This is a genomic window from Streptomyces sp. NPDC052012 (assembly GCF_040689265.1).
GTDB lineage: Bacteria > Actinomycetota > Actinomycetes > Streptomycetales > Streptomycetaceae > Streptomyces.
In genome coordinates, this window is the sequence record NZ_JBFAXA010000002.1 from 269093 (window position 1) to 294282 (window position 25190).

At 73.5% G+C, this 25190-nt stretch carries 23 protein-coding genes; 15 read left to right on the forward strand and 8 right to left on the reverse strand.

Annotated elements, in window-relative coordinates; translation table 11 throughout:
* Together AB0412_RS04965 and AB0412_RS04970 are read left to right on the forward strand one after the other, a co-directional pair.
* A partial coding sequence (locus tag AB0412_RS04965; RefSeq protein WP_366401063.1) for a hypothetical protein occupies positions 1-617 on the forward strand: 617 nt, incomplete at its 5' end.
* Between the two features lie 190 nt (positions 618-807).
* Positions 808-1479, forward strand: coding sequence for a class F sortase (locus AB0412_RS04970; protein WP_366401491.1), 672 nt, complete (start codon positions 808-810; stop codon positions 1477-1479).
* A 104-nt stretch (positions 1480-1583) separates the two neighbouring features.
* On the opposite strand, the gene AB0412_RS04975 is transcribed toward AB0412_RS04970, so the two are convergent.
* Genes AB0412_RS04975 through AB0412_RS04985 form a run of 3 tightly spaced genes read right to left on the reverse strand, consistent with a single transcriptional unit; the run spans position 1584 to position 4631 of the window.
* A complete protein-coding gene (locus tag AB0412_RS04975; protein WP_366401064.1) occupies positions 1584-3113 on the reverse strand; it encodes a tripartite tricarboxylate transporter permease in 1530 nt (509 codons plus the stop codon).
* A gap of 1 nt (position 3114) precedes the next feature.
* Positions 3115-3651: a tripartite tricarboxylate transporter TctB family protein gene (locus tag AB0412_RS04980; protein WP_366401065.1), complete on the reverse strand. Its 537-nt coding sequence runs from the start codon at positions 3649-3651 to the stop codon at positions 3115-3117.
* Positions 3648-4631 (reverse strand): tripartite tricarboxylate transporter substrate binding protein, encoded by a 984-nt coding sequence (locus AB0412_RS04985; RefSeq protein WP_366401492.1) that lies wholly within the window; start codon positions 4629-4631, stop codon positions 3648-3650. The genes AB0412_RS04980 and AB0412_RS04985 overlap by 4 nt, the downstream gene beginning before the upstream one ends.
* A gap of 431 nt (positions 4632-5062) precedes the next feature.
* On the opposite strand from AB0412_RS04985, the gene AB0412_RS04990 reads away from it, so the two are divergent.
* From AB0412_RS04990 to AB0412_RS05000, 3 genes are all read left to right on the forward strand, one after another.
* Positions 5063-5758 (forward strand): response regulator, encoded by a 696-nt coding sequence (locus tag AB0412_RS04990; RefSeq protein ID WP_366401493.1) that lies wholly within the window; start codon positions 5063-5065, stop codon positions 5756-5758.
* A gap of 137 nt (positions 5759-5895) precedes the next feature.
* Positions 5896-7014: a Gfo/Idh/MocA family oxidoreductase gene (locus AB0412_RS04995; protein WP_366401066.1), complete on the forward strand. Its 1119-nt coding sequence runs from the start codon at positions 5896-5898 to the stop codon at positions 7012-7014.
* The gene (locus AB0412_RS05000; protein WP_366401067.1) at positions 7011-7946 is read left to right on the forward strand and encodes a PmoA family protein; all 936 of its coding nucleotides are present in this window, start codon (positions 7011-7013) and stop codon (positions 7944-7946) included. Before AB0412_RS04995 ends, AB0412_RS05000 begins: the two co-directional genes overlap by 4 nt.
* 265 nt (positions 7947-8211) lie before the next feature.
* On the opposite strand, the gene AB0412_RS05005 is transcribed toward AB0412_RS05000, so the two are convergent.
* Entirely contained in the window at positions 8212-8868 is a 657-nt protein-coding gene (locus tag AB0412_RS05005) for a phosphatase PAP2 family protein (protein ID WP_366401068.1), read from the reverse strand.
* A gap of 243 nt (positions 8869-9111) precedes the next feature.
* On the opposite strand from AB0412_RS05005, the gene AB0412_RS05010 reads away from it, so the two are divergent.
* Complete coding sequence (locus AB0412_RS05010) at positions 9112-10089, forward strand: hypothetical protein (RefSeq protein ID WP_366401069.1); 978 nt, start codon at positions 9112-9114, stop codon at positions 10087-10089.
* A 20-nt stretch (positions 10090-10109) separates the two neighbouring features.
* On the opposite strand, the gene AB0412_RS05015 is transcribed toward AB0412_RS05010, so the two are convergent.
* The gene (locus AB0412_RS05015; RefSeq protein WP_366401070.1) at positions 10110-11945 is read right to left on the reverse strand and encodes a glycoside hydrolase family 15 protein; all 1836 of its coding nucleotides are present in this window, start codon (positions 11943-11945) and stop codon (positions 10110-10112) included.
* Between the two features lie 129 nt (positions 11946-12074).
* Positions 12075-12854, reverse strand: a complete 780-nt coding sequence (locus AB0412_RS05020) for a DeoR/GlpR family DNA-binding transcription regulator (protein ID WP_366401071.1) — start codon at positions 12852-12854, stop codon at positions 12075-12077.
* 137 nt (positions 12855-12991) lie between these two features.
* Here AB0412_RS05020 and AB0412_RS05025 point away from each other — a divergent pair, with 137 nt between their 5' ends.
* Positions 12992-13873 carry a sugar isomerase gene (locus AB0412_RS05025; RefSeq protein ID WP_366401072.1) on the forward strand — a complete coding sequence of 294 codons (882 nt, stop codon included), beginning with the start codon at positions 12992-12994 and terminating at the stop codon, positions 13871-13873.
* A 165-nt stretch (positions 13874-14038) separates the two neighbouring features.
* Positions 14039-14905: a class II fructose-bisphosphate aldolase gene (locus AB0412_RS05030; RefSeq protein ID WP_366401073.1), complete on the forward strand. Its 867-nt coding sequence runs from the start codon at positions 14039-14041 to the stop codon at positions 14903-14905.
* A 20-nt stretch (positions 14906-14925) separates the two neighbouring features.
* Here the strand turns inward: AB0412_RS05030 and AB0412_RS05035 are convergent, their stop codons facing one another.
* The gene (locus AB0412_RS05035; protein WP_366401074.1) at positions 14926-15960 is read right to left on the reverse strand and encodes a helix-turn-helix domain-containing protein; all 1035 of its coding nucleotides are present in this window, start codon (positions 15958-15960) and stop codon (positions 14926-14928) included.
* Between the two features lie 96 nt (positions 15961-16056).
* Between AB0412_RS05035 and AB0412_RS05040 the strand changes: the two genes are divergently transcribed.
* The 3 genes from AB0412_RS05040 to AB0412_RS05050 are packed head-to-tail and all read left to right on the forward strand — an operon-like array spanning position 16057 to position 20475.
* On the forward strand, positions 16057-16953 hold the full coding sequence (locus AB0412_RS05040) for an alpha/beta hydrolase (protein ID WP_366401075.1): 897 nt from the start codon (positions 16057-16059) through the stop codon (positions 16951-16953).
* Between the two features lie 13 nt (positions 16954-16966).
* The gene (locus AB0412_RS05045; RefSeq protein ID WP_366401076.1) at positions 16967-18766 is read left to right on the forward strand and encodes an ABC transporter ATP-binding protein; all 1800 of its coding nucleotides are present in this window, start codon (positions 16967-16969) and stop codon (positions 18764-18766) included.
* Positions 18763-20475 carry an ABC transporter ATP-binding protein gene (locus AB0412_RS05050; RefSeq protein ID WP_366401077.1) on the forward strand — a complete coding sequence of 571 codons (1713 nt, stop codon included), beginning with the start codon at positions 18763-18765 and terminating at the stop codon, positions 20473-20475. The genes AB0412_RS05045 and AB0412_RS05050 overlap by 4 nt, the downstream gene beginning before the upstream one ends.
* On the opposite strand, the gene AB0412_RS05055 is transcribed toward AB0412_RS05050, so the two are convergent.
* Positions 20456-21589 carry a methyltransferase gene (locus tag AB0412_RS05055; RefSeq protein ID WP_366401078.1) on the reverse strand — a complete coding sequence of 378 codons (1134 nt, stop codon included), beginning with the start codon at positions 21587-21589 and terminating at the stop codon, positions 20456-20458. The genes AB0412_RS05050 and AB0412_RS05055 overlap by 20 nt on opposite strands.
* An 80-nt stretch (positions 21590-21669) precedes the next feature.
* On the opposite strand from AB0412_RS05055, the gene AB0412_RS05060 reads away from it, so the two are divergent.
* From AB0412_RS05060 to AB0412_RS05075, 4 genes are all read left to right on the forward strand, one after another.
* A complete protein-coding gene (locus AB0412_RS05060) occupies positions 21670-22320 on the forward strand; it encodes an alpha-ketoglutarate-dependent dioxygenase AlkB (RefSeq protein WP_366401079.1) in 651 nt (216 codons plus the stop codon).
* Between the two features lie 48 nt (positions 22321-22368).
* Positions 22369-23607, forward strand: coding sequence for an ROK family protein (locus AB0412_RS05065; protein ID WP_366401080.1), 1239 nt, complete (start codon positions 22369-22371; stop codon positions 23605-23607).
* A 147-nt stretch (positions 23608-23754) separates the two neighbouring features.
* Positions 23755-24645 carry an NAD(P)-dependent oxidoreductase gene (locus tag AB0412_RS05070; RefSeq protein ID WP_366401081.1) on the forward strand — a complete coding sequence of 297 codons (891 nt, stop codon included), beginning with the start codon at positions 23755-23757 and terminating at the stop codon, positions 24643-24645.
* A gap of 48 nt (positions 24646-24693) precedes the next feature.
* Entirely contained in the window at positions 24694-25116 is a 423-nt protein-coding gene (locus AB0412_RS05075; protein ID WP_366401082.1) for a PPOX class F420-dependent oxidoreductase, read from the forward strand.
* Positions 25117-25190 lie beyond the last annotated feature (74 nt).

Consider the following 25190-nt stretch of genomic DNA (forward strand, 5'->3'; position numbering starts at 1 on the left):
CCCTGGTCAGCGACAAGGACTGGGAGAAGGGCGACGACGAGAGCAAGTACGAGGACGACAGCAAGTACGAGGACGAGAGCAAGCACGACAAGCCGCACGGTGGCATGCACACCGGCGGTGGCGCCCTGGTCAGCGACAAGGACTGGGAGAAGGGCGACGACGAGAGCAAGTACGAGGACGACAGCAAGTACGAGGACGAGAGCAAGCACGACAAGCCGAAGGGTGGCATGCACACCGGCGGTGGCGCCCTGGTCAGCGACAAGGACTGGGAGAAGGGCGACGACGAGAGCAAGCACGAGGACGACAGCAAGTACGACAAGCCGAAGGGTGGCATGCACACCGGTGGCGGCGCCCTCGCCTCGCTGAACGAGAAGGACTGGAGCGGCGACGAGGGGGGCAAGTACGACTCCTCCGAGTCCTACAAGGACAAGGGCGACGAGTCCTGGGGCGGCAAGGACAAGGAGTGGAACCACGACAAGCCGAAGGGCGGCATGCACACCGGCGGTGGCGGCCTCGCCGAGCCGGGTGTCACCGCGGGCGGTCTGGCCGCGCTGGCGGTCCTCGGCACCGGCATGTACGCGCTGCGCCGCAAGAAGGCTGCCGGAAGCGTGGCGTGAGCCATGCCTGACCACATAGCGGCCGGGGCCGCCCCACGCGCGAGACGCGTCATGGAGGCGGCCCCGCCCGCCGAGTCGTCCGTCGTGCCCGCTGCCGTGTCCGAGTGAGGTGGTCCCCCCGATGGCAGCCAGTCCCCTTGCCCCCGCCGACAACGAGCCGCCGCCGAGAAGACGCAGACTGCGCGCCGTGATGACGGCGATCTTCTGGGGTGCGGCTGCCCTGGTCCTGGCGGTCAGCCTGTTCGGCGGCGGGGAGGATCCCCCCGACGACTCCCGCGTCCCGCACGCGCCCCCCGCGGTGAGCGCCGAGGCATTCGAGCCGCCCGGAGCCGACGCGGAGCCGGCCGTACCGGAGCAGACCGAACCGTCACCGAGGGAGCCGGCGCCCAGCGCGTCCCCCGCCAAGTCGCTGCCGCGGTCGGAACCGGTCCGGCTGCTCATTCCCGAGATCGCCGTCGACGCGCCCTTCACGGACCTCGAGATCGGCGGCAACGGTCAGCTGGAGGCGCCCCCGCCGGACGACACCAATCTCGTCGGCTGGTTCGCCAGGGGTGCGTCCCCCGGGGAGCTCGGTACGGCGATCGTCGCCGGGCACGTGGACACCAAGACGTCCCCCGCCGTTTTCGCCCGGCTGAGCGAGCTCGACAAGGGCGACCGCTTCAAGGTGGTGCGCAAGGACGGGACCAGGGCGACCTTCGAGGTGCACGACAAGGAGAGCTTCGACAAGGACGACTTCCCCGACGAACGCGTCTACGCCGACACCCCCGACGCGCAGGTCCGGCTGATCACCTGTTCGGGCGACTACGACCGCGCCGCCAAGGACTACACCGAGAACCTGGTCGTCTTCGCCCACCTCGTCTGACGCGGGTCGCCACCCGGTGGGGGAGGGGCGGGCACCCTTCCGGGCGCCGGACGGGGCGCGGTCCTCGCACGACCGCGCCCCGCCCCTGCTCCGATCCGCGCCGATCAGCCCTCGGCGCGTTCTGCGTGCTCTGCCCGGCCTGCCCGGTCCGCGCGGTGGCGGCCCAGCGCCTTCCGCAGCAGCGGCCAGGCCAGCAGCAGCACGACCACGCCGTAGACGGTCACCGAGAACGGCGTGTCGACCAGGCCCGTGACACTGCCGTCGCTGATCTGCAGGGCGCGCCGCAACTGCTGCTCGGCGGCCGGGCCGAGGATGACGCCGATGACGGCGGGCAGCACCGGCAGGCCGTAGCGCCGCATGCCGAACCCGATCAGGCCGATGATCAGCAGCAGCACCAGGTCGATCACCTCACCGCCGACCGCGTACGCGCCGACCGCCGCGAAGAACAGGATCCCGGCGTACAGATACGGCCGCGGGATGCGCAGCAGCTTCGCCCACACCGGCGCCAGCGGCAGGTTCAGGGCGAGCAGCAGCACCATGCCCACGAACAGGGAGGCGATCAGGCCCCACACCAGGTCCGGCTCGCGTTCGAAGAGCAGCGGGCCCGGCTGGATGCCGTACTGCTGGAACGCGGCCAGCATCACCGCGGCGACCGCCGTGGTCGGCAGACCGAGGGTCAGCATCGACACCAGCGTGCCCGCCGCCGAGGCCGACGCTGCCGACTCCGGGCCGGCGACCCCCTCGATGGCGCCCTTGCCCCACTCGTCCTTGTGCTTCGACAGACGCTTCTCGGTGACGTACGACAGGAACGTCGGGATCTCCGCGCCGCCCGCCGGGATCGCGCCGAACGGGAAGCCGATGAACGGCCCGCGCGCCCAGGACTTCCAGGTGCGCCGCACATCGCCGCGGCCCAGCCACGGACGGCCGACCGGAATCGGCTCAGGAGGCCGGCGCCGCAGATGGGCGGCCACCCACAGCGCCTCGCCGATGGCGAACAGCCCCACCGCGACGATCACCACGTCGATCCCGTCCGCCAGCTGGAGCGAACCGAAGGTCAGCCGCTGCTGGCCGGTCATCTGGTCCAGGCCCACCAGCCCGATCGTCAGTCCGATCAGCAGTGAGGCCATACCCCGGACGCGCGACGAGCCCAGCACGGAGGTCACGGCGATGAACGCCAGCACCATGATGGCGAAGTAGTCCGGCGCGCCGATGTCCACGGCCAGGTCGGCGACCGTCGGCGCCAGCGCCACCAGCAGGATCGTGCCGACCATGCCGCCGGCGAAATGGCCGATGGCGGCGGCCGCGAGCGCCTGTGCGCCGCGCCCGGACTTGGCCATGGGGTTGCCCTCCATGGCCGCGACCACGGCGGCGCTCTCGCCCGGGGTGTTCAGCAGGATCGAGGTGGTCGAGCCGCCGAACATCGCGCCGTAGTAGATACCGGCGAACATGATGAACGCGCCGGTCGGGTCGAGCCCGTACGTCACCGGCAGCAGCAGTGCCACCGCCATCGCCGGGCCGATGCCGGGCAGTACGCCGATCGCCGTGCCGAGCAGCACACCGAGTGCCGCCCACAGCAGATTGACCGGGGTCAGGGCTGTACCGAAGCCGTCCAGAAGGGAGTTGAGGGCGTTCATGTCACAGCACTCCCATCAGCGGGCCGCCCGGCAGCGGGACTCCGAGCAGGTTGTTGAACACGACGTACGTGACGAGGGAGACGACCGCCGCGATGAGCGGATCGCGGTCGGCCCGGCGGCTGCCGAGGGCGTAGGCCGCGCCCCAGAACAGCAGGGCGCCCGCGACGGGGAAGCCGAGCGGGTCGATGAGGACCGCCGCGCCGAGGAAGACCCCGGCGAGCAGCAGCACCGTGCGCCAGTCGGCGGGCTCGGACAGGTCGATGTCCTCGCCGGTCTCGGCCTGGCCCCGGCCGCCGCGCAGCACGTCGACCGCGAGCAGGGCGGCCACCACGAGCAGTCCGGCGCCGACGACGAGCGGCACGGTCCTCGGCCCGACGGGGCCGCGCTGCGTCAGGTCGACGTCCATGGTCAGCGCGTCGGTCAGCACGAGGACGCCGAGCACCAGCAGCAGGGTGCTCACACCGAGTTCGGAGTGGTCGCGCAGCCAGGAGCGGCGCTCGGTCGTCCCGGCCCGGGGGATGTCGGTCTGTGTCGTCACAGTCCCAGCTCCTTCAGCACCGAGACCACCCGCGCGTCCTGCGCGTCGAGGAACGCGCCGAACTTCTCGCCGGTGAGGAAGGCGTCGTCCCAGCCGTTCTTCTTCAGGGACTCCTGCCACTCCTTCGAGTCGTGCAGCCGCTCGGCCAGGCGGATCAGCTTGGCCCGTTCGGCGTCGGTCAGTCCCGGCGGGGCGACGATGCCGCGCCAGTTGGTGAAGTTCACGTCGTAGCCCGCCTCCTGGAGCGTGGGCGCGTCGAGGCCGGGCACGCGCTCGGGGCCCGTCACCGCGAGCAGCCGCAGCTCACCCGCCTTGATCTGGTCGAGATACTCGCCGACACCCGAGACGCCGAAGGCGACCTTGTTGCCGAGGATCGAGGCGAGCAGCTCGCCACCGCCGTCGAACGGGATGTAGTTGACCTGCTTCGGGGAGATCCCGGCGGCCCGGGCCATGAGCATCGGCGCGAGATGGTCCGGCCCGCCGGGGGAGGAGCCACCGCCGACCGGGAGCTTGCCGGGGGCGTCCTTCCAGGCGCCGATCAGATCGTCGATCGTCTTGTACGGCGAGTCCTTCGCGACCACCACGACGTCCTGCTCCTCGGTGAGCCGGGCGATCGGCGTGGTGTCGGCGAGGGTCTTCGGCGCGTGGTTGGAGCGGACGGCGCCGACGACGCCGAGGCCCATCGACATGGCGAGCTTGCCGTTGCCGTGCTCGCTCACCAGCCGGCTGAGGCCGACCGTGCCGCCCGCGCCGGGCAGGTTGAACACCTCGATGTTGTGGGTGAGCCCGGCCTCCTCGGCGTTCTTCGCGGCCGTACGGGCCGTGATGTCGTAGCCGCCGCCGGGCGTGTTGGGAACCATGAAGCGCAGGCCCGGGATCTGGGTGCCGGTCTCGGCGCCGCTGCCGGTCGTCAGCAGCGGCGGACCCGCGAGCACGAGCACGGCGGCCCCGAGCAGGGCGAGGGGAGTGCGCAGGCGCACGAATGCCACCACCTGTCGGTCGTCTTGGGGGGTGTACGGGGAAGCTGTGTGGGGGGAACACGCGAAGCCCTGGGCGGAGGGTGGCGTGCGCCACATGGTGCCCGCGCACAGGAAGACTGTCTCGCTTGCGGAACCAACGGAGGTTCTGGTCATTGCGTCAACGGGCCGTCAGGGCCGTCAGGGCCGCCGGGTGGCGCACGTCTCTTTCCCTCAGCGCAGGTGAGGGCCATGATGGGCGGCTCCGGGGGGCCGAGGAGAGGCGGCCCGCCGGGTGCCGTCGCAGGCTCTGCGCCCGGCAGGATCGTCAGCCACCTCATCGACGCGGTGGCGGAAGGAGTGGACCGATGAGCAGCTCGCAGGGCGCGCCTCCCACGCGCCCCGCGCCCGTGACCGGCGACGCGATCGACGTGCTGGTGGTCGACGACGACTTCATGGTGGCCCGGGTGCACCGCGCCTATGCCGAACGTGTCGCACCGTTCCGGGTCGTCGGTGTGGCCGGCACCGGTGAGCAGGCCGTCGCCGCCGTGGACGAACTCCGCCCCGACCTGGTGCTGCTGGACCTGTATCTGCCGGACCTGTTCGGGCTCGACGTCATCCCCCGGCTGCGGACGGCCGGCCACGACTGCGACGTGATGGTCGTCAGCGCCGCCCGGGACGCGGACGCGGTGCGCGGCGCGGTCCGGCACGGGGTGGTCGACTATCTGCTCAAGCCCTTCGAGTTCGAGGAGTTCCGGGCGCGTCTGGAGCGCTACGCCGGCCGGCGCGGACGGCTGCTGGACACGGTCGTCCGCAGCCAGGCGGACGTGGACCGCGTCCTCGCCGGTGCGACGGCGCCTCCGTCCGCGGCCCAGGCGCTGCCCAAGGGCATGAGCGTGGAGACCGCCGACCTGATCGAGCGCACCCTGCGGGAGACCGACGGCACGCTGTCGGCCTCCGAGTGTGCGGAGCTGACCGGCGTCTCCCGGGTCAGCGCCCGCCGCTACCTGGAGCACTTCCACACCCTCGGCAGCGCGGAGGTCTCCCTGCGGTACGGGGTGGCGGGACGGCCGGAGAGGCGGTACCGGTTCGTGGGCCGCGGCGGCGCTGTGACCGGTGGCGCGCGCCGGGGCGGCGAGGCGCGGGCCTAGGGGATCCTCAGGGGTCCCCCAGTGATTTCGACATGCGGGCGGGGCCTTGCCTCCCTCGGTGCTCCGACCTAGTGTCGACCAGCGTGTGCAAGCGCTTTCTACGGCTCGCTTGCCCGCCGACCTCGCGAGGAGCCCGCATGGCCTTGTCCCCCGTCCGCCGCCGCGTCGCCGTCGTCGGCACCGGTGCCATCGTCAGCGGCGGCCATCTGCCCGCGCTGCGCGCGCACGCCGATCGCACCGAGCTGGTGGCCGCCGTCGACGTGGACCGGGACCGGCTCGACGCCTTCCGCCGGCAGGCCGGTGCGGGCGTCGCCGGGTACACGTCGACGGGTGCGATGCTGGACGCCGTACGCCCCGATCTCGTGGTCATCGGGACGCCGCCGTCGCTGCACCTGGAGCAGACGGTCGCCGCGCTCAAGGCCGGCGCATGGGTGTGGTGCGAGAAGCCGCTGTGCCTGTCGCTCGCCGAGTACGACGAGATCGCCGCCGCCGAGGAGGCCTCCGGCGCCTACGCCTCGGTCGTCTTCCAGCACCGCTACGGCTCGGGCGCCGTGCACGCCCGCGAGCTGATCTCGAGCGGTGCACTGGGCACCCCGCTGGTCGCCCACTGCCAGACCACCTGGCATCGCGGCACCGGGTACTACTCCGTGCCCTGGCGCGGCCGGTGGTCCACGGAGGGCGGCGGCCCCACGATGGGGCACGGCATCCACCAGTACGACCTGCTGCTGCATCTGCTCGGCCCGTGGGAGGAGGTGCGGGCCATGGCGGGACGGCTCGTGCACGCCACCGAGAGCGAGGACGTGTCCACCGCTCTGGTCCGCTTCCGCGGCGGCGCGCTCGCCACCGTCGTCAACTCGGTGCTCTCGCCGCACGAGATGAGCCGGATCCGCATCGACTGCGCCGACGCCACGGTCGAACTCACCCACCTCTACGGGCACCGCAACGACGACTGGTCCTACACCCCGGCCCCGCACGTCCCCGCCGAACGGGCCGCCGCCTGGCGGACCCCCGCGGCCGACGTCCCGAGCTCCCACACCGCCCAGCTCGGCGCCCTGCTCGACGCCTGGGACGCCGGGGTGCGCCCGCCGGGCAGCGGCCAGGAGGCGCGCGGCACGCTGGAGTTCGCGGCCGCCCTGTACAAGGCGGCGTTCACCGGACAGCCGGTGCGGGCGGCCGAGATCGTGCCGGGCGACCCCTACTACGAGGCCATGCACGGCGGCCACCCCGACTGGGCCCCGGAGGGGCAGCGCGCATGAGCATCCGCGTCACCCACACCCACGGCGAGCACATCACGGTCACGGCGCCCGGCGGCACGGAGATCCTCCGCTACGTCTACCGGCCCGACCCCGACCCGTTCGAGTCCCGCAAGCCGTACGCCCACCCGCTGCGCACCCTCGCCGGCCGCACGGTCACCGGGTACCGGCCGAACGACCACCGCTGGCACAAGGGCGTGCAGATGACGGCCAGTCATCTCTCCGGGCACAACTTCTGGGGCGGCAACTCCTATGTGCACGGCCGGGGTTACCTCCCGCTGCCCGAGCGGATCGGCTCGATGCGGCACGACGGCTTCTCCGCCCTCACGGCCCGGGAGGACCGTTTCGACTGCGTCGAGGACCTCACCTGGATCGAGAACGGGGGTGCGCCATGGGCGCGGGAGGAGCGCGGGCTGAGCGTCCACTCGGTCGACGAGGAGGCCGGTGCGTGGGCGCTGGACTGGTCGATCCGCCTCACCAATCTCCGTGACGAACCACTGTTGTTCGGCTCTCCGACCACGGCCGGGCGCGAGATGGCCGGTTACACCGGCCTCCAGTGGCGCGGCCCGCGCGACTTCACCGGCGGCACGGTGATCGTCCCCGGCTCGGACGCCGACGCCGACGATGCGGGAAAGCTGATGGGGACGCAGGGTCCCTGGCTGGCGTTCACCGGGGAACACGACGAGGTCGACGGCCACTCGACGCTCGTGTTCGCGCACGCGCCGGAGAACCTCGACGAGCGGCGTGCCGTGCACGCCTCCCACTGGTTCGTCCGCTCCGCTCCGATCCCCTCGGTCGCGTTCTCCTGGGCCTTCTTCGAGGAGTTCGCCCTGCCGCCGGGCGAGTCCTTCGCCTACCGGTACCGGATCGTCGTCGCGGACGGGGCGTGGGACCGTGAGCGGATCGCCGCGCATCTCGCGGGGCTGCCGTGGTGAGCGCACCCGGGCCGGACGCTGCGTTCCCCGGCTGCCGGTCGTCCGTGGCTGGTCGCGCAGTTCCCCGCGCCCCTGGGGGGCGTGCGTGCCGCTGACAGTGTGTCCCCGGGTGCGGGTTGTCCGTGGTTGCTCGCGCAGTTCCCCGCGCCCCTGAAGGGGCGCTAGCAGTCACGCGCCTTCAGGGGCGCGGGGAACTGCGCGAACAGCCCCAGACGGCCCGGAGTTGACGAACTCCCGTCCGCCGTTCCGGTCCAGCGCCGCGGGCTCAGCGCACGCGGCGGGAGCCGTAGGACGCCGGGAGGCGTGCCGACGCCACGGCCAGGGCGGTCGCCGCGCTGGCGATGCCCAGGACCGCGCCGGCGGCGACGTCGCCCGGGTAGTGGACGCCCGTGTGGACACGGGAGTAACCCACCGCGCCCGCCAGCGCGCCCAGCGGTACGGACGCGGCCGGCAGCACCGTGCCGACGGCCGTGGCGAACGCGACCGCCGATGCCGTGTGGCCCGAAGGGAAGCTCGCCGACGTCGGCATCGGCACATGCCGGTCCACCGTCACCCGCGCCGCCTCCCGGTCCGGCCGCGCCCTGCGCACCAGCCGTTTCCCCAGCAGGTTGGCCGACGCCGAGGCCACGGCGATGGCGCCCACCCCGGCGAGGGCGGCCCGGCGGGGGCGTGATCCGCCGAGTGCCAGGGCGCCGGCGATGGCGAACGAGATCTTCGAGTGGTCGGCCGCGTGGGAGAGCCGGCGCAGTGCCCGGTCGAGGGTGGGCGTCGGTGTGGCGGCCACCGCCGCGTACAGGGCGCCGTCCACGGCCCGGAGATCGCCCAGCACGGCGGACACCACGCGTTGCAGGCCGTCGGCGGGCCGCACGGGCCTCGTGAGCGGACGGGTGACGTCCTGGTCGGTGCTGATCGGCTCGCTCATTTCTCTCTCCCGCGGTGGCAAATGTGCAGCAGCGGCCCGTGCGGACGGTCCGGGAATCACCAGGTGCCCACGGTACGCGTGGTCCATCCCGCGCCGGAGAGGAGGGCCGCACCCGCCTATACGCCCCACCCGTATGAATTACCGCACCCGATCCGCTTGACTTCATACCCTAGGGGGGTATCGTGAGCTGCATCGAGACCGGCCGACGGCGAGTCGGCGTTCCCTTTTCGAGGAGAGACGGCCATGCACACCGGAGTGAAGATCACCGCGTTCGCGGCGGCCCTGGCCGCGACCTTCGGCACGGCCTACGGCATCGGTCAGGGACTGGACCCGGTCGTCGCCGAACCCGCCCCCGCCCACGACAAGGAGCACACGCCGACCCGGCCGCCGGAGAAGGGCGGCGACGGCCACGGCGGACACGAGACGGCCCCGGCCGGCGGGCTGCAGATCTCCGAGGGCGGCTACACCCTCGACCTGCAGACCCCGCGCGTCACCGCCGGTCAGCGCAGCGACCTGCGCTTCACCGTCCGGGACGCGGCCGGCCGGGCCGTCACCGACTACCGGCGCGAGCACGACAAGGAGCTCCACCTCATCGTGGCCTCACGCGATCTGCTCACCTACCGTCACCTGCACCCCAGCCGCGCCGCCGACGGCACCTGGAGCATCCCCGTGGACCTGCCCCGGGCCGGCGGCTACCGCGTCTTCGCCGACTTCACCCCGGCGCGGCAGAACGCCGGCAACCTCACCCTCGGAGCCGACCTCGCCGCCTCCGGCCCCTACCGTCCCCAGGAGCTGCCGAAGCCCGAGCGCACCGCCCGCGTCGACGGGTACGAGGTCGAGCTGAACGGCGACCTGCGACCCGGGAAGGCCGGCGAACTGCGCCTGAGCGTCTCCCGCGGCGGCAAGCCCGTCACCGACCTCCAGCCCTACCTCGGCGCCTACGGCCACCTGGTGGCCCTGCGCTCGGGAGACCTCGCCTATCTGCACGTGCACCCGAACGGCGAACCCGGCGACGGCACCACCGAGTCCGGCCCGGCGATCTCCTTCACGGCCACGGCACCCAGCAGCGGCAGCTACCGGCTGTTCCTGGACTTCAAGCACGACGGCGTCGTCCGCACCGCGGCGTTCACCGTCCACGCCGGCGCGGCCGGAGCCGATCCGTCCCACCCCGCCCCGGAGCCGGGCACCCCGGGGCACTCCGACGACGGCCACGGCCACTGAGTGACGCGGTCACCGGGCGCTCAGCCCAGCGCCCGGTCCAGATTGAACGCCGCGCTGATCAGCGCCAGATGCGTGAACGCCTGCGGGAAGTTTCCCTGTTGCTCACCGGTGTGGCTGATCTCCTCGGCGTACAGGCCGAGATGGTTGGCGTAGGTGAGCATCTTCTCGAAGGCGAGCGACGCCTCGTCGAGGCGTCCGGCGCGGGTCAGCGCCTCCACGTACCAGAACGAGCAGATGGAGAACGTGCCCTCGTCGCCGCGCAGCCCGTCCGGGCTCACCTGCGGGTCGTAGCGGTAGACCAGCGAGTCCGAGACCAGTTCCTCGGTGAGGGAGTCCAGCGTGGACAGCCACTTCGGGTCGGTCGGCGCGATGAACTTCGACAGCGGCATCATCAGCACCGCCGCGTCCAGCACCTCCCCGTCCTCCCGCTGCACGAACGCCCGGCGCTCGTCGGACCAGCAGCGGCTCATGATCCGCCGGTAGATCGCGTCGCGGCTCGTCAGCCACCGGTTCAGATCGGCGGGCAGGCCGCGCCGGTTGGCCATGCGGACGGCCCGTTCGATCGCCACCCAGCACATCAGCCGCGAGTACAGGAAGTTCTTGCGTCCGCCGCGCGTCTCCCAGATGCCCTCGTCGGGCTGGTCCCAGTGCGCGCACACCCAGTCGACCAGCGCGCACACGTTCTCCCACTGCTCGCTGGAGATCGGCTCGGCCCACTTGTCGTAGAGGTAGATGGAGTCGATCAGCGCCCCGTAGATGTCGAGTTGCAGCTGATCGGCCGCGGCGTTGCCGACCCGCACCGGCGCCGAGCCCTGATGGCCCTCCAGATGGGGGAGTTCCCGCTCGGGCAGATCGGTGCGGCCGTCGATGCCGTACATGATCTGCAGCGGACCCGAGGGGCTGCCGTCGCCCGGGCTGATGTGCCGGGACACGAAGCCCATGAACGCCTTCGCCTCCTCGGTGAAGCCCAGCCGCAGCAGCGCGTACACGCAGAACGCCGCGTCGCGCACCCAGACGTGGCGGTAGTCCCAGTTGCGTTCCCCGCCGATCTCCTCGGGCAGACTGGTCGTCGGCGCGGCCACGATCGCGCCGGTCGGCTCGTAGGTGAGCAGCTTCAGGGTGAGGGCGGAGCGGTGCACCATCTCCCGCCAGCGGCCCCGGTAACGTGAGGAGGACAGCCAGCGCCTCCAGTAGCGCACCGTCGCGCCGAACTGCTCCTCCGCCTCCGCGCAGGCGCATCCGCGCGGCGGCACGCCGGCGCCGACCTGGTCCAGTGCGAGCACCGCCGCGTCGCCCTCGGTCAGCTTGAAGTCGGCGCGGACGTCCTGGCCGTCGGCCTCCAGGGGGACGGTCGAGGTGAGCGCCAGCGACATGGTGCCGGCGTCGAAGACGGCGGTGCCGTCGGTCAGACGCAGGGTGTGCGGCCGGGCGCCGTAGTCGAACCGCGGGGCCACCCGGGTGCGGAACGGCACCGATCCGCGTACGCACAGCACCCGGCGGATCAGCCGGTGCCGGCCCTCCCGGGCCGCCTCGCCGGCGATCGGCATGAAGTCCTGCACCTCGCCGACGCCTTCCTCGGTGAAGAAGCGGGTGATCAGGACGTTGGTGTCGGGGAAGTAGAACTGCTTGGTGCGCGCCGGGACGGCCGCCGCCAGTTCGAAGCAGCCGCCGCGCCCGGCGTCCAGGATCGCGGCGAAGACACTGGGCGCGTCGAACGACGGACAGCAGTACCAGTCGATCGTGCCGTCGGTGCCCACCAGGGCCACACTGCGCAGGTCGCCGATCAGCCCGTGATCGGCGATCGGCACGTACCGCCGCGCCCCTGACGCGTGACGCTCCCCGGCCGTCGCACCCATGGCAGCCTCCCGGACCCGCGCTCGGGCCGTCCCTGCCAGCTTAGGCAGGAGGCCGGCGGGAGCACGACCCGTGGGACCGGGCGCGGGCGCCGCTCGGACCACGACCGTGGAACCGGGCGCGGGCGCCGCTCAGACCACGACCACCCGCAGTCCCGCCTCCTCGAACCGGCGTACCGTCTCCGGGGCCGCCGAGGAGTCCGTGACCAGGGTGTCCACCGACTCGGTCGCGCAGATGCGGGCGAACGCGCGGCGGCCCAGCTTGCTGGCGTCGGCGGCCACGACCACCCGCTCGGCCCGCTCGCACAGCGTCCGGTTGATCGCCGCCTCCGCCTCGTCATGGGCCGACGTCCCGTGCACGGGATCGAAACCCACGACACCGAGCACCGCCACATCGAGGGTGATCTGCCCCAGCACCCCGTCCGCGAGCGGCCCGATCAGCTCGTACGACTGGGCCCGCGCCACCCCACCGGTCACCACGATCTTGAACTGGGGCCGCACGGCCAGCTCGTTGGCGATGTTCAGCGCGTTCGTCACCACGGTCAGCGCGGGCGAACCGGAGCTGAGATCACCGCGCACGGCGAGTGCCCGCGCCACCTCCGTGGTGGTCGTGCCGCCGGTCAGCCCGACCGCCTCCCCGGGGGCGAGGAGATCCGCCACCGCCTTGGCGATGCGCTGCTTCTCCGAGGCGTGGCGGGCGGTCTTGTAGCGCAGCGGCAGCTCGTACGACACCCCGTGCACCACCGCCCCGCCCCGGGTGCGCACCAGCATCTGCTGCTCGGCCAGCTGGTCGAAGTCCCGGCGGATCGTCGCCGCCGACACCCCGAGTTCGGTGGCCGCGTCCTCGACGTCCAGCCGGCCGCGCTCGACGAGCAGCTCCAGCAGCGCCTTCCAGCGGGCGTCCCGTGACATCCACCCTCCCGTCCCCCGGCCGGCCCTCGGTCTTCGGCGACCCTAACGCATCCCGCATCGGACCAGCGGGTTGCTTGATTCTGCTCGAAACCTGGCGGTATCTTGCAAGAACAATCATTCGTCTGTGGGGGTGCCGCATGACCCATGTAGAGACCGAACTGAACAGTCAGCCGGAGTGCTGGACCCGCGCCGCCGCGGGGGCGGCCGAGCACCGCTCGGTGCTGCCGGCGGCGGGGGAGCGGGTGGCGATCGTCGGCTGCGGCACCTCCTACTTCATGGCGCAGGCGGCGGCCGCGCTGCGCGAGGCGAGCGGCCAGGGCGAGACGGACGCCTTCGCCGCCTCCGAGTTCCCGCGCGGCCGCGCCTACGACCGTGTCGTCGCCCTCACCCGCTCCGGCACCACCACCGAAGTCCTCGATCTGCTCCAGGAGTTGAAGGGCCGCACCCGCACCACCGCCGTCACCGCCGACCCGGCCACCCCGGTGATGTCGCTGGCTCACGACACCGTCGTCCTCGGCTTCGCGGACGAACGCTCCGTCGTCCAGACCCGGTTCGCCACCACCGCCCTCACCCTGCTGCGCGCCCACCTCGGACTGCACACCGACAGCGTGGTCGAGGACGCCCGCACGGCCCTCGCCTCGCCCCTGCCCGAAGGGCTCGTGGGCTGCGCCCAGTTCACCTTCCTCGGCCGGGGCTGGACCGTCGGACTGGCGAGCGAGGCCGGGCTGAAGATGCGCGAGGCGGCACTGTCCTGGACCGAGTCCTACCCGGCGATGGAGTACCGGCACGGCCCCATCAGCATCACCACCACCGGCACGGCGACCTGGATGTTCGGCGAGGCCCCCGAGGGACTCGCCCAGCAGGTCCGGGACACCGGCGGACTGTGGATCGAGGGCACCCTCGACCCGCTCGCCGAACTCGTCCGCGCCCAGCGCCTCGCGGTCGCCGTCGCCGCCGCCCGCGGACTCGACCCCGACCGCCCCCGGCACCTGACCCGCTCCGTCATCCTCACCCCCTGACCGCACGCGACGACGCCCGCACGCGACGACGCCCGCACGCGGCGACGCCCGCACGCCGTCGGCCGCACGCCGTCGGCCGCGCGGCCGCGGCCCCGTCCGACCCGGCCACCACGCCACAGGCCCCGTACCCCACCGGCCTCCGACACCGTCGAACAGGACAACCCCGTGCCCCTCACGACCACCGGCGACCTCGTCTCCCGCGCCGCCGCGGCCCGCTCAGCGGTCGCCGCGTTCAACATCATCACGCTGGAACACGTCGAAGCGGTCATCGCCGGCGCCGAGTCGGTGAACGCCCCCGTCGTCCTCCAGGTCAGCGAGAACGCCGTGAAGTTCCGCTACGGCCGGCTGCTCCCGCTGGCCCGCGCCGCCGTCACCGCCGCCGAACGCGCCGCCGTCCCCGTCGCGCTGCACCTCGACCACGTCAAGAGCGACGCCCTGCTGCGCCAGGCACCGGACGCGGGCTTCGGCTCCGTCATGTACGACGCGGCCGGCCTGCCGTACGCCGAGAACCTCGCCGCCACGCGCGCCGCCGCCGACTGGGCGCATGCTCAAGGCCTCTGGATCGAAGCGGAGTTGGGGCAGATCGGCGGCAAGGACGGGCGGCCCCCGCTGGACGCCCACGCCCCCGGCGCCCGCACCGACCCCGACCAGGCCCGAGCGTTCGTCGCCGACTCGGGCGTGGACGCCCTGGCCGTCGCCATCGGCACCAGCCACGCGATGACCACCCGCACGGCGGCCGTCGACCACACCCTCCTCAAACGCCTCTCCGCCGCCCTGGACGTCCCCCTCGTCCTGCACGGCTCCTCCGGCCTCCCCGACACCGAACTCGCCGCGGCGGTCACCGGCGGCATCACCAAGGTCAACGTGGGCACCGCCCTGAACATCGCGATGACCGGCGCGATCAGGGAGTACCTGGCCGCGCACCCCGAGGCGGTCGACTCCCGCGGCTACCTGACGGTGGGCCGGGAGGCGATGACCCGGACGGTGGCGTCGATCATCCGGACCCTGGGCCCGGCCCCCGCAGCGTCCTGACCCGCAGCCGGACCGCGTGCTCAGCCGTCGAGCATCCGCCAGGCGGTCAGGGCGAGCGTGGCCCGCACCAGCCCGGCCGATTCGGTGAGGTCGAAGCCGAGGGTCTTCCCGATCTGCTCCAGCCGGCGGGCGACGCTGCTGTGGTGCAGGTGCAGCAGGTCGGCCGCCCGGCGCCGCGAGCCGGTGGCGCAGTAGGCCTCCAGAGTCGCCAGGTCCTCCGCGTTGCCGGCGACACACCCGACCGCCGCGATGTCCGCGTTGTCCCGTACGGCGTCCCGAGGTATCTCGGCCAGCAGCGCCAGGGCGCCCAGAGCGTCGTAGCGGACGACAGGCCGGCCCGGGGCCGTGAAGCGCAGGGCGGTGCGGGCCTGCTGCCAGGACCGGTCGGGGCTCTCCGCCGCGCCGATCCCGGCGCGCACCTCCGGCGGGAGCCGGTCCGTGTCGACCGTGGTGGCCAGCACGACGCCGACGTCCCGGAGCGGTGCCGCCTTCACCGGGCGGGCCGGGCAGAGCAGAGCGCCGATCCGGTCGAGCGGCAGCCGCGAGCGCACGGCGACGACCCGGACCGGCAGATCGAGGCCGAAGCCGAGAAGCCGCAACGCCCGCGCCCTGGCCGCCTCGTCGCTGCCGGAGCTGATCACCAGCTCGACGAGCGCGGGATCGGCCATCGTCGTGCGGGCCGGGCCGTACCGCTCGGCGACCGCGGCGGCGGCGATGGCCAGCCGGTCCAGCACCGCCTCGTCGAGAGGGCCGGGCGGGCCGGGACGCTCCAGCCACACCGTGCCGATCTCCTCGTCGTCGAGCGTGATCGGCACACTGCTGGACGCCGGGGACGAGGGCGCGGACATCTCCCTGCCGTCGGGTGAGGCGCGGACCGTTCGCCCCGTACCGTGCAGCCGGATCCCGACCACGCACTCGGCCAGCCCCGCCGAGGCCCGCGCCAGCGCCGGCAGGTCCACCCGGCGGCGCATCAGCGTGTCGTAGAACATCACGACGCGGATCGCGCCCTCCGCCTCCGCGTCGAGGTGCGACAGCCGCACGGCCAGTGCCTCCATGCCAGGAGGATAGGCGACAACCGGTGCGCGATACGGGCCGGATGCCCGACACCTGGCGGATGCTCTCGGGGTGCCGCGGCGGCGAGCATGTCCGGCATGGATCCCGAACTCGAAGCATTCGTCCCGCTGTTCCCCAGGGCCGACCTGACCGACCCGGTCGCCGAACGCAAGAACCTCGCCGAACTGGCCGCCTCGGTGCCCCCGCCCGACACCTCCGGTCTGGAGATCGAGGACCGCACGGTACCGGCCGACCCCGACGTGCCGGTGCGGATCTACCGCCCGCACCAGGCCCGGGGCGCCGTCATCTGGCTGCACGGCGGCGGATTCATCATGGGCGACCTGGACACCGAGCACCCGTGGGCCGGCCGGGTCGCCGGACTCTGCGGCGCGGTGGTGATTTCGGTGGGCTACCGGCTGGCGCCCGAACACCGGTTCCCGGCCGCGCTGGACGACGCGTACGCCGTACTGGCCTGGTCGGCCGAGCACGCGACGGAACTCGGCTTCGACGCGGCGCGGCTCGCGGTCGCGGGACACAGCGCCGGTGCCGGACTCGCGGCCGCCCTGGCCCTGCGGGCGCGTGACGAGCAGGGGCCCGCGATCCGCTTCCAGCTGCTCAACCAGCCCCAGCTCGACGACCGCCAACAGACCTGGTCGGCACGGCACTTCACCGACACCCCCTGGGCGACCCGCGACAAGCTCACCGCCTCGTGGCGGCACTACCTGGGCTCCCGGCCCGCCACGCCCTACGCCGCCCCGGCCCGCGCCGACGACCTGTCCGGCCTGCCGCCCGCCTACCTCGCCACCGCCGAGCTCTGCCCGTCCCGCGACGACGGCATCACATACGCGCTGCGCTTGCTCCAGGCGGGCGTCAGTGTCGAACTGCACCAGTGGCCCGGCACGTTCCACGGGTCGCAGGCGATCCTGTCGGCCGATGTGTCCCAGCGGCAGATCTCCGAACTCGCCGCAGCCCTGCGCCGTGCCCTGGCCGACTGAGGACAGGACGCCGATGACCACCACCGACCGAACCGCTGAGCCCCAGCAGTCCGTGGCGGAGCTGCTGCGCCCCTTCCGGCGCGGTTTCGCCGCGGTCGTCGTCCTGCAGGTCGCCGGCGCGGTGGCGGGCCTCGCGCCGCTGCTCGCGGTCGTCGAACTGGGACGTGCGCTGCTGTCGCCCGGCCCGGCCGACCACGGCCACGTCCGCACCGTGGTCGCCGCAGGTGCGCTGGGCCTGCTCCTCCGTCTGCTGCTCACCACCGCGTCGTCCGGGATCGGGCACCTGCTCGACGGGCGGGTGCAACTGGCGCTGCGGCGGCAACTGGCCGCACGGCTGGGGCGCGCGCCGATCGCCTGGCTCTCCCGGCGGCGGACGGGCGAGCTGGCCAAGGTGGTCGGCGACGACGTCAGCGCCGTGCACCCGTTCATCGCCCACACCCCCGGCGAACTCGTCTCCGCGTTCGTCGTCCCGCTGGTGTCGCTGGCCTACCTCTTCACCGTCGACTGGCGGCTCACCCTGATCACGCTGGCCCCGGTGGTCCTGGCGGTGGCGCTGGTCCCCTTCATGATGACCCCCGCCCGCCAGCGCGAGGAGAAGGAGTTCGACGCGGCCATGGCTCGGATCGCCAGTGCGACCGTCGAGTTCGTGCAGGGCATCTCGGTGGTCAAGGCGTTCGGCGGCTCCGGGCGCGCGCACCGCGCGTTCCTCACGGCCGCGGACGCGTTCGTGCACATCTTCCACCGGTTCGTGCGCGGCCTCGCCGGTGTCGCCGCCGCCATGCAGACGGTGCTCTCCCCGCCGTTCGTGCTGCTGGTGGTGCTCGTCGGCGGTACGGCCCTGATCACCGGCGGCGGCATGGCGCCGGCCGATCTGCTGCCCTTCCTGCTCCTCGGACTGGGCCTGACCGCGCCCGTGGCGGCGCTCGGCCACGGCTTCGACGACATCCAGTCGGCGCGGCGCGCGCTGGGCCGGATCCGCGACGTCCTCGCCGTCCCGCCCCTGCCCGAGCCCGCCCACCCGGCCGTACCGCAGGGCCACCGGGTGGAACTGCGGGGCGTCCGCTTCGGCTACGACCCCGGGCACGAGGTACTGCGCGGAATCGACCTCGTACTGGAACCGGGCACGGTCACCGCGGTCGTCGGGCCGTCGGGCAGCGGGAAGTCCACCCTGGTCCAGCTGCTGCCGCGGTTCTTCGACCCCACCCACGGCTCGGTCCACCTCGGCGGTGTCGACCTGCGTGAGCTCGACAGCCGGGAACTCGGCCGTACGGTGTCCTTCGTCTTCCAGGACGTGCGCCTGCTGCACGCCTCGGTGGCCGACAACATCGCACTGGCGGTGCCGCACGCCGACCTCGACGACGTGGTGCGCGCAGCCGAGCTGGCGCACATCCACGACCGCATACGCGAACTGCCGCGCGGCTACGACACGGTGATCGGCTCGGAGACCGGGCTGTCCGGCGGCGAGGCCCAGCGGATCGCGCTCGCCCGCGCCCTGCTGGCCGACGCGCCCGTCCTGGTGCTCGACGAGGCCACCGCCTTCGCCGACCCGCAGACCGAACAGGCGGTGCGCCGGGCCCTGACGACGCTGGGAGACGACCGCACGGTCCTGGTCATCGCCCACCGGCCGGCGACGGTCGCCGCCGCCGACACCGTCGTCGTGCTGCGGGACGGACGGATCGTCGAGCGCGGCAGCCCCGCCGAACTGCTGGGGCGGGGCGGCGAGTTCGCCGCCTTCTGGCAGACCCGCGAGCCGGGAGCCAGGGAAGCGACCGGAACCGGCGGCGCCGTGGCGAGAGGAGACGACACCCCGTGATCCGCATGCTGTTCCGTGTGCTGGGAGACCAGTACGCCCGGCCGGTGCGCCGCACCGTGGCCCTGATGACGACGACCGCGATCGTGGAGGGCCTGTCCTACGCCCTGCTGGTTCCCGTGCTGCGGTCGCTGTTCGGGAACAGGCCCGAGGACGCCTGGCCCTGGCTCACCGCGTTCGGCGCGGCCGTCGCGATCTACGCGGCGCTGCGCTACGTCAGCGACCTGTCCGGCTTCCGCGTCGGGACCACGCTGCTGCGCGGCGTGTACCACCGGCTCGGCGACCACCTCGCCCGGCTGCCCCTCGGCTGGTACGACGCCCGCCGTGTCGGCGAGGTGTCCGTCCTCGCCGGCCAAGGGGTCCTGCAGGCCCTGAGCGTGATCGCGCACCTGCTGGCGCCGTCGATCTCCGCCGCTGTGACCCCGCTGACGATCGTCGCCGTGATGCTCGCCCTCAACTGGCAGATGGGGCTTGCCGCGTTGGCCGCCGCACCGGTCGTGGCGCTGGTGCAGGCCTGGACCGGACGGGCGACGGCCGCCGCCGACACCGAGCGCGCCGCACGCGACCGCGAGGCCGCCGGGCGGGTCGTCGAGTTCCTCCAGGCCCAGCCGGTGCTGCGGGCCGGCGGCAGGACCGCCGAACGCTTCCGGCTGCTCGACGACTCCCTGGCCGAGGTCCGGCATGCGTCCCGCCGCTCCACGCTGGCGGTGCTGCCCGGAGCCCTGGGGCTGACCTTCACGGTGCAGGCGATGTTCACCGCCCTTCTCGTGCTGGGCGCCCACCTCACCCTCGGCGGGCAGGTGGGGGCGGCGGAGATCCTGACGATCCTGGTGCTCGCCGCGCGGTGCGCCGATCCGCTGCTGTCGCTGTCGCACATCGGCAGCCAGGTGCGCAGCGCACGCTCCGAACTGTCCCGGCTCGACACGCTGTTGCGGACCAAGCCGCTGCCGGAACCCGTCCGCCCGGTCCGGCCCGTGACCCACGACGTCACGTTCGAGTCGGTGGTCTTCCGGCACGGCGAGCGCACCGTGCTCGACGGGGTGTCGCTGTCCGTGGCGGAGGGCCGGCGGCTCGCCGTCGTAGGACCGTCGGGCGCGGGCAAGACGACGCTGCTGCAGCTGCTCGCGCGATTCCACGACGTGGACGCGGGATCGGTCCGCGTGGGAGGCGTGGACGTGCGCGCCATCGACAGCGAGGTGCTGATGGCGCGGATCGCCGTCGTCTTCCAGGACGTGTACCTCTTCGAGGGCACGATCGAGGAGAACGTACGTCTCGGCCGCCCCGACGCCTCCGAGGCCGAGCTGCGTGCGGCGGCCGCCGCGGCCCGTCTGGACGAGGTGGTCGAGCGCCTGCCCGGCGGGTGGGCGGCCCGCGTCGGCGAGGGCGGCGCCCGGCTCTCCGGCGGTGAGCGCCAGCGCGTCTCGATCGCGCGGGCGCTGCTGAAGGACGCGCCCATAGTGCTGCTGGACGAGGTGACGTCCGCACTGGACCCCGTCAACGAGGCGGCCGTCCACGAGGGGATCGAGCGGCTGATGCGCGGCCGGACGGTGGTGATGGTGGCGCACCGGCTGCGGACCGTGGAACGCGCGGATCACATCGTCTTCCTGGACGGCGGCCGGATCACGGAGCAGGGCGACCACCACGAGCTGCTGCTCCGCGGCGGGCGCTACGCCGGCTTCTGGGCTGCGGCGCTCACCGCTTCACGGCCCTGAGCACCACGAACTTCGGGTCGCTCGCCACCACTTCGCTGTTGCCGAACAGCCGGCGCAGCCGCACGTGATAGCCCAGGTGACGATTGCCGATCACCCACAGCTCGCCGCCGGGGCGCAGGGTGCGCCGGGCGTCGGTGAACATGCGCCGGGCGGTGGTGTCGGTGGTCGCCTGGTGGGAGTGGAACGGCGGGTTGTTCAGGACCAGGTCCACACTGTCCGCCGGCACACCCGCCAGCCCGTCGCCGACCCGGAACTCCGCGTGCCCCGGAACACCGTTCGCCCGGTAGGTGTCCTGCGCGGACGCCACCGCCTGGAAGGACTCGTCCACGAACAGCACCTCGGCCCGCGGATCAGCCAGCGCCATCGCCGTGCCGACGACGCCGTTGCCGCACCCCAGATCCACCACCCGGCCGCCGTCGCGCACGGCGGGCAGGTGCTGCAGGAAGAAGCGGGTGCCGATGTCGAGGCGGTCCGCGCAGAACACGCCCGCGTGGTTGACGACGGTCCGGCCGGAGACCGTGCCGACGCCGTCGGGGAGCGTATAGCGGTACGGCCAGGGATTGGCGGGGCGCTCGAGCGCGGGATCCGGGGTGCAGAAGATCAGCCGGGCCTTCTTCTCGGCGAGCGAGGTGCGGGTGGGGCCGAGGATCCGCTCGAACAGGCGCAGGGTGGAGGTGTGGATCTCCTTCACCATCCCGGTGCCCACGACGACGGTGTCCTCGTGCACCGCCGGTGCCAGCCGCAGCAGCTGGTCCTCCAGCAGCGCCAGACTCTTCGGCACCCGCACCAGCAGCACGTCGATCCGCTCCGGCGGGTCGTCCTGCGTCGTCAGCAGCCGGACCGTGCCCGGCCCCACGCCGTTGCGCGCCAGATTCGCACGGGTCGCCTCCTGGCCGAGCCAGGAGTCGGTGATCTGCGTCGGCCGGTGCGCCGCGAGCGCCGTGACCAGCGCGCCCCACCGGTCCCCGAGGACGACGACCGTCCCCGACAGCGGAACGCGCTCCCGGTCGAGGTACCGGAGCAGGTACTCGTCGGAGGCGTCCCAGGCGCGCAGCCGGTCTCGCGGGTCCTCGGGAAAGCGAGCCAGCACCGGCTCGCCCCACGGCGTCGTCATACGGTCGTCCATCGTGCCGCCCAGGCTAGCGGAACCGCAGCTCAGCCCGTGTCCGGCGGAGAGGGGGGCAGGATAGGGGCATGGACGGCGAGCTGTTCCCGAGGACCCGGACCGAGGTCGCGCCCGGCGCGGTGCACGTGCCGGACTGGCTGGACCCGCGGGCGCAGCGCGAGCTGCTCGACGCGTGCCGGGAGTGGGCCCGGCCGCCCGCCGGACTGCGCACCGTGCGCACCCCCGGTGGCGGCACCATGACCGCCCGGCAGGTGTGCCTCGGCTGGCACTGGTACCCGTACGGCTACGCCCGCACCGTCGTCGACGGCGACGGCGCCCCCGTGAAGCCCTTCCCCGGCCGGCTCGGCGAGCTGGGCCGCCGCGCGGTCGCCGACACCCTCGGGGCGCAGGCCGCCGCGGGGGCCGCGTACGACATCGCGCTCATCAACTTCTACGACGGCGACGCCCGGATGGGCATGCACCGCGACAGCGACGAGAAGGCGGACGCCCCCGTGGTGTCGCTGAGCCTCGGCGACAGCTGCGTCTTCCGCTTCGGCACCACCGAGAGCCGCGCCCGCCCCTACACGGACGTCGAACTGCGCAGCGGCGACCTGTTCGTCTTCGGCGGGCCGTCCCGGCTCGCCTACCACGGGGTCCCGAAGGTGTACGCGGGCACGGCACCGCCGGAGTTGGGCCTGTCGGGGCGGCTGAACATCACGCTCCGGGTCGGCGGCCTGTAGGGCGCCCGTAGTCCCCGGCGGTTTGCGGATCATGGGAGACTCGCCCTCATGAGCGGGAAGGCGGACCCCCGGCCGGCGGGGGAAGGGACGACCTCGAGGACGCGGCTCGACCGGGGACGCGGCGCGCTCGGCCCCGCGCTGGAGCTGGTGCACACCGGACGCGCCCCCACCCGCGCGGTCCTCACCGCCGAACTCGGCGTGACCCGTGCGACAGCCGGCGCGGTCGCCGCGGAGCTGGAGGCGCTCGGGCTGATCCGGGTGGACGCCCGGCCGGGTGCGGCGGCCGGTTCGCAGGGGCGGCCCTCGCACCGGCTCGCGGTCGCCGAGGACGGGCCGGTGGCGCTCGCCGCGCAGGTGCACGCCGACGGCTTCCGGGCCGCGCTGGTCGGGCTCGGCGGCCGTATCGTCGCCACGGCGCCGGGCTGCGAGGTCGTCGACGCCGACCCGGCGAAGGTGCTCGGCTCGGTCGTCGCGGCCGGTGCCGAACTGCTCCGGGAGACCGGGCGCCGCTGCGTGGGCGCCGGGCTCGCCGTGCCGTCCGCGGTGGCCGAACCCGAGGGCCTGGCCCTCAACCCCCTGCACCTGGCCTGGCCCGCGGGCGCTCCCGTACGGGAGATCTTCGCCGAGCAGGTGCGCGCGGCCGGGCTCGACGGGCCCGCCTTCGCCGCCAACGACGTCAACCTCGCCGCCCTCGCCGAACACCGGCACGGCGCCGGACGCGGCTCCCGCGACCTGCTGTGCGTGGCCACCGGGCACCGGGGCGTGGGCGGCGCGCTGGTCCTCGACGGGCGCCTGCACACCGGCAGTTCGGGGCTGGCCCTGGAGGTCGGTCACCTCACCGTCAACCCCGAGGGCCGCCCCTGCCACTGCGGCAGCCGCGGCTGCCTGGACGTGGAGGCGGACCCGCTGGCCCTCCTCACCGCCGCCGGACGCGCCCCGGGCCCAGAGATGTCCCTGCTGAGACAGGCCGAGGAACTGATCCGCGGCCACTACGACGACCCGGCCGTCCGCACCGCCACGCAGGCGCTGATCGACCGGCTCGGACTGGGCCTCGCCGGGCTGGTGAACATCCTCAACCCGGACCGGATCATCCTCGGCGGCCTCCACCGCACTCTCCTGGAGGCCGACCCCGAGCGGCTGCGCGCCGTCGTCGCCGACCGCAGCCTGTGGGGCCGCAGCGGCGGCGTACCCATCCTCCCCTGCACCCTGGACCACAACAGCCTGGTCGGCGCGGCGGAACTGGCCTGGCAGCCGGTCCTGGACGACCCGCTCGGGGCGCTGGCCTAGAACCCGGAAGCGGTGCCGGATGCGTGAACGGGCGCGCCGATGCAGCGCGGTTGCGCACACAATGATCCGACAGTGCCCGACGGGTCGCGTGCGACGTCTCGTGAGCCACGGGCAGCACAGCGACCGTGACGACAGAGAGCCGAGGTCATGACCGACAAGCTCACCGTGAGCGTCCTGGGCACCGGCATCATGGGTGCGGCGATGGCCCGCAACCTCGCACGGGCCGGCCACACCGTCCAGGCCTGGAACCGCACCCGCGCCAAGGCGGATCCCCTGGCCGCCGACGGCGTGCGGGTGGCGGACACCCCGGCCGAGGCGGTCGACTCCGCCGACGTCGTGCTGACCATGCTGTACGACGGCGCTGCCGCGCTGGAGACGATGCGCAAGGCGGCTCCCGGCCTGCGCCGTTCCGCCGCCTGGGTGCAGTCCACCACGGCCGGCCTGGACGGCGTCGCCGAGCTGGCCGCGTTCGCGAACGAGCACGACCTGCTCTTCTACGACGCCCCCGTCCTCGGGACGCGTCAGCCCGCCGAGGCCGGGCAGCTGACCGTCCTCGCCGCCGGCCCGGCCGCGGGCAGGGACACCGTCACGCCGGTGTTCGACGCCGTCGGCGCCCGCACGGTGTGGACCGGCGAGGACGGGGCGGCGGGGAGCGCGACCCGGCTGAAACTGGTCGCCAACAGCTGGGTGCTCGCCGCCACTTCGGCCGCCGGCGAGGCCCTCGCCCTGGCCGGTGCCCTCGACGTCGCGCCCGCCGACTTCCTCGGCCTCATCGCGGGAGGCCCCCTCGACATGGGCTATCTGCACGCCAAGGCCGGCCTCATCCTCGACGGCCGTCTGTCCCCGGCCCAGTTCGCGGTGACCACCGCCGCCAAGGACGCCCGCCTGATCGTCCGGGCCGGCGAGCGGCACGGTGTCCGCCTGGACGTGGCCGCAGCGAGCGCGGCCCGCCTGGAACGCGCCGCGGCCCAGGGCCACGGAGACGAGGACATGGCCGCCGCGTACTACGCCAGCTTCGACGCAGAGCCCCCCGCCTGACCCGGCCGACCGACGGCCGTGCCCGGCCCGCGAGATCGAGGAGTCCCCATGTCCAAGCCCCCGCTCCCCCCGAAGGCCGACACCCTCCTGCGCCGCGCCAACCCGTGCGTGATGGCCACCGTCCGCTCCGACGGCGCTCCCGTCTCCACGCCCACCTGGTACCTGTGGGAGGACGGCCGCGCCCTGATCAGCCTCGACGCGGGCCGCGTACGTCTGAAGCACCTGCGCCGCGACCCGCGCGTCACCCTCACCGTCCTGGACGGGGACGACTGGTACACCCACGTCACCCTCATCGGCCGCGTCGCCGAGCTGCACGACGACGAGGGACTGGCCGACATCGACCGCCTCTCCTCCCACTACACCGGCCGTCCCTACCCCGACCGGCGGCGCCCCCGGGTCAGCGCCTGGATCGAGATCGACCGCTGGCACGGCTGGGGCGCGCTGCGCGACACCGACCAGGCGGCGACCTGACCCAGGGCCGGGCGTACGCCCGAGGACCGCGCCGTGGCACGCGCTCTACTCCCCGCGAGGTAGCCGCACTGCCG

Excerpts from the sequence above, each read along its gene's own strand:
- AB0412_RS04970 (WP_366401491.1), top strand. The coding sequence starts at position 808 with ATGACGGCGATCTTCTGGGGTGCGGCTGCCCTGGTCCTGGCGGTCAGC.
- AB0412_RS04975 (WP_366401064.1), bottom strand. The coding sequence starts at position 3,113 with ATGAACGCCCTCAACTCCCTTCTGGACGGCTTCGGTACAGCCCTGACC.
- AB0412_RS04990 (WP_366401493.1), top strand. The coding sequence starts at position 5,063 with ATGGTGGCCCGGGTGCACCGCGCCTATGCCGAACGTGTCGCACCGTTC.
- AB0412_RS04995 (WP_366401066.1), top strand. The coding sequence starts at position 5,896 with ATGGCCTTGTCCCCCGTCCGCCGCCGCGTCGCCGTCGTCGGCACCGGT.
- AB0412_RS05000 (WP_366401067.1), top strand. The coding sequence starts at position 7,011 with ATGAGCATCCGCGTCACCCACACCCACGGCGAGCACATCACGGTCACG.
- AB0412_RS05005 (WP_366401068.1), bottom strand. The coding sequence starts at position 8,868 with ATGAGCGAGCCGATCAGCACCGACCAGGACGTCACCCGTCCGCTCACG.
- AB0412_RS05010 (WP_366401069.1), top strand. The coding sequence starts at position 9,112 with ATGCACACCGGAGTGAAGATCACCGCGTTCGCGGCGGCCCTGGCCGCG.
- AB0412_RS05015 (WP_366401070.1), bottom strand. The coding sequence starts at position 11,945 with ATGGGTGCGACGGCCGGGGAGCGTCACGCGTCAGGGGCGCGGCGGTAC.
- AB0412_RS05020 (WP_366401071.1), bottom strand. The coding sequence starts at position 12,854 with ATGTCACGGGACGCCCGCTGGAAGGCGCTGCTGGAGCTGCTCGTCGAG.
- AB0412_RS05025 (WP_366401072.1), top strand. The coding sequence starts at position 12,992 with ATGACCCATGTAGAGACCGAACTGAACAGTCAGCCGGAGTGCTGGACC.
- AB0412_RS05035 (WP_366401074.1), bottom strand. The coding sequence starts at position 15,960 with ATGGAGGCACTGGCCGTGCGGCTGTCGCACCTCGACGCGGAGGCGGAG.
- AB0412_RS05040 (WP_366401075.1), top strand. The coding sequence starts at position 16,057 with ATGGATCCCGAACTCGAAGCATTCGTCCCGCTGTTCCCCAGGGCCGAC.
- AB0412_RS05045 (WP_366401076.1), top strand. The coding sequence starts at position 16,967 with ATGACCACCACCGACCGAACCGCTGAGCCCCAGCAGTCCGTGGCGGAG.
- AB0412_RS05055 (WP_366401078.1), bottom strand. The coding sequence starts at position 21,589 with ATGACGACGCCGTGGGGCGAGCCGGTGCTGGCTCGCTTTCCCGAGGAC.
- AB0412_RS05060 (WP_366401079.1), top strand. The coding sequence starts at position 21,670 with ATGGACGGCGAGCTGTTCCCGAGGACCCGGACCGAGGTCGCGCCCGGC.
- AB0412_RS05065 (WP_366401080.1), top strand. The coding sequence starts at position 22,369 with ATGAGCGGGAAGGCGGACCCCCGGCCGGCGGGGGAAGGGACGACCTCG.
- AB0412_RS05070 (WP_366401081.1), top strand. The coding sequence starts at position 23,755 with ATGACCGACAAGCTCACCGTGAGCGTCCTGGGCACCGGCATCATGGGT.
- AB0412_RS05075 (WP_366401082.1), top strand. The coding sequence starts at position 24,694 with ATGTCCAAGCCCCCGCTCCCCCCGAAGGCCGACACCCTCCTGCGCCGC.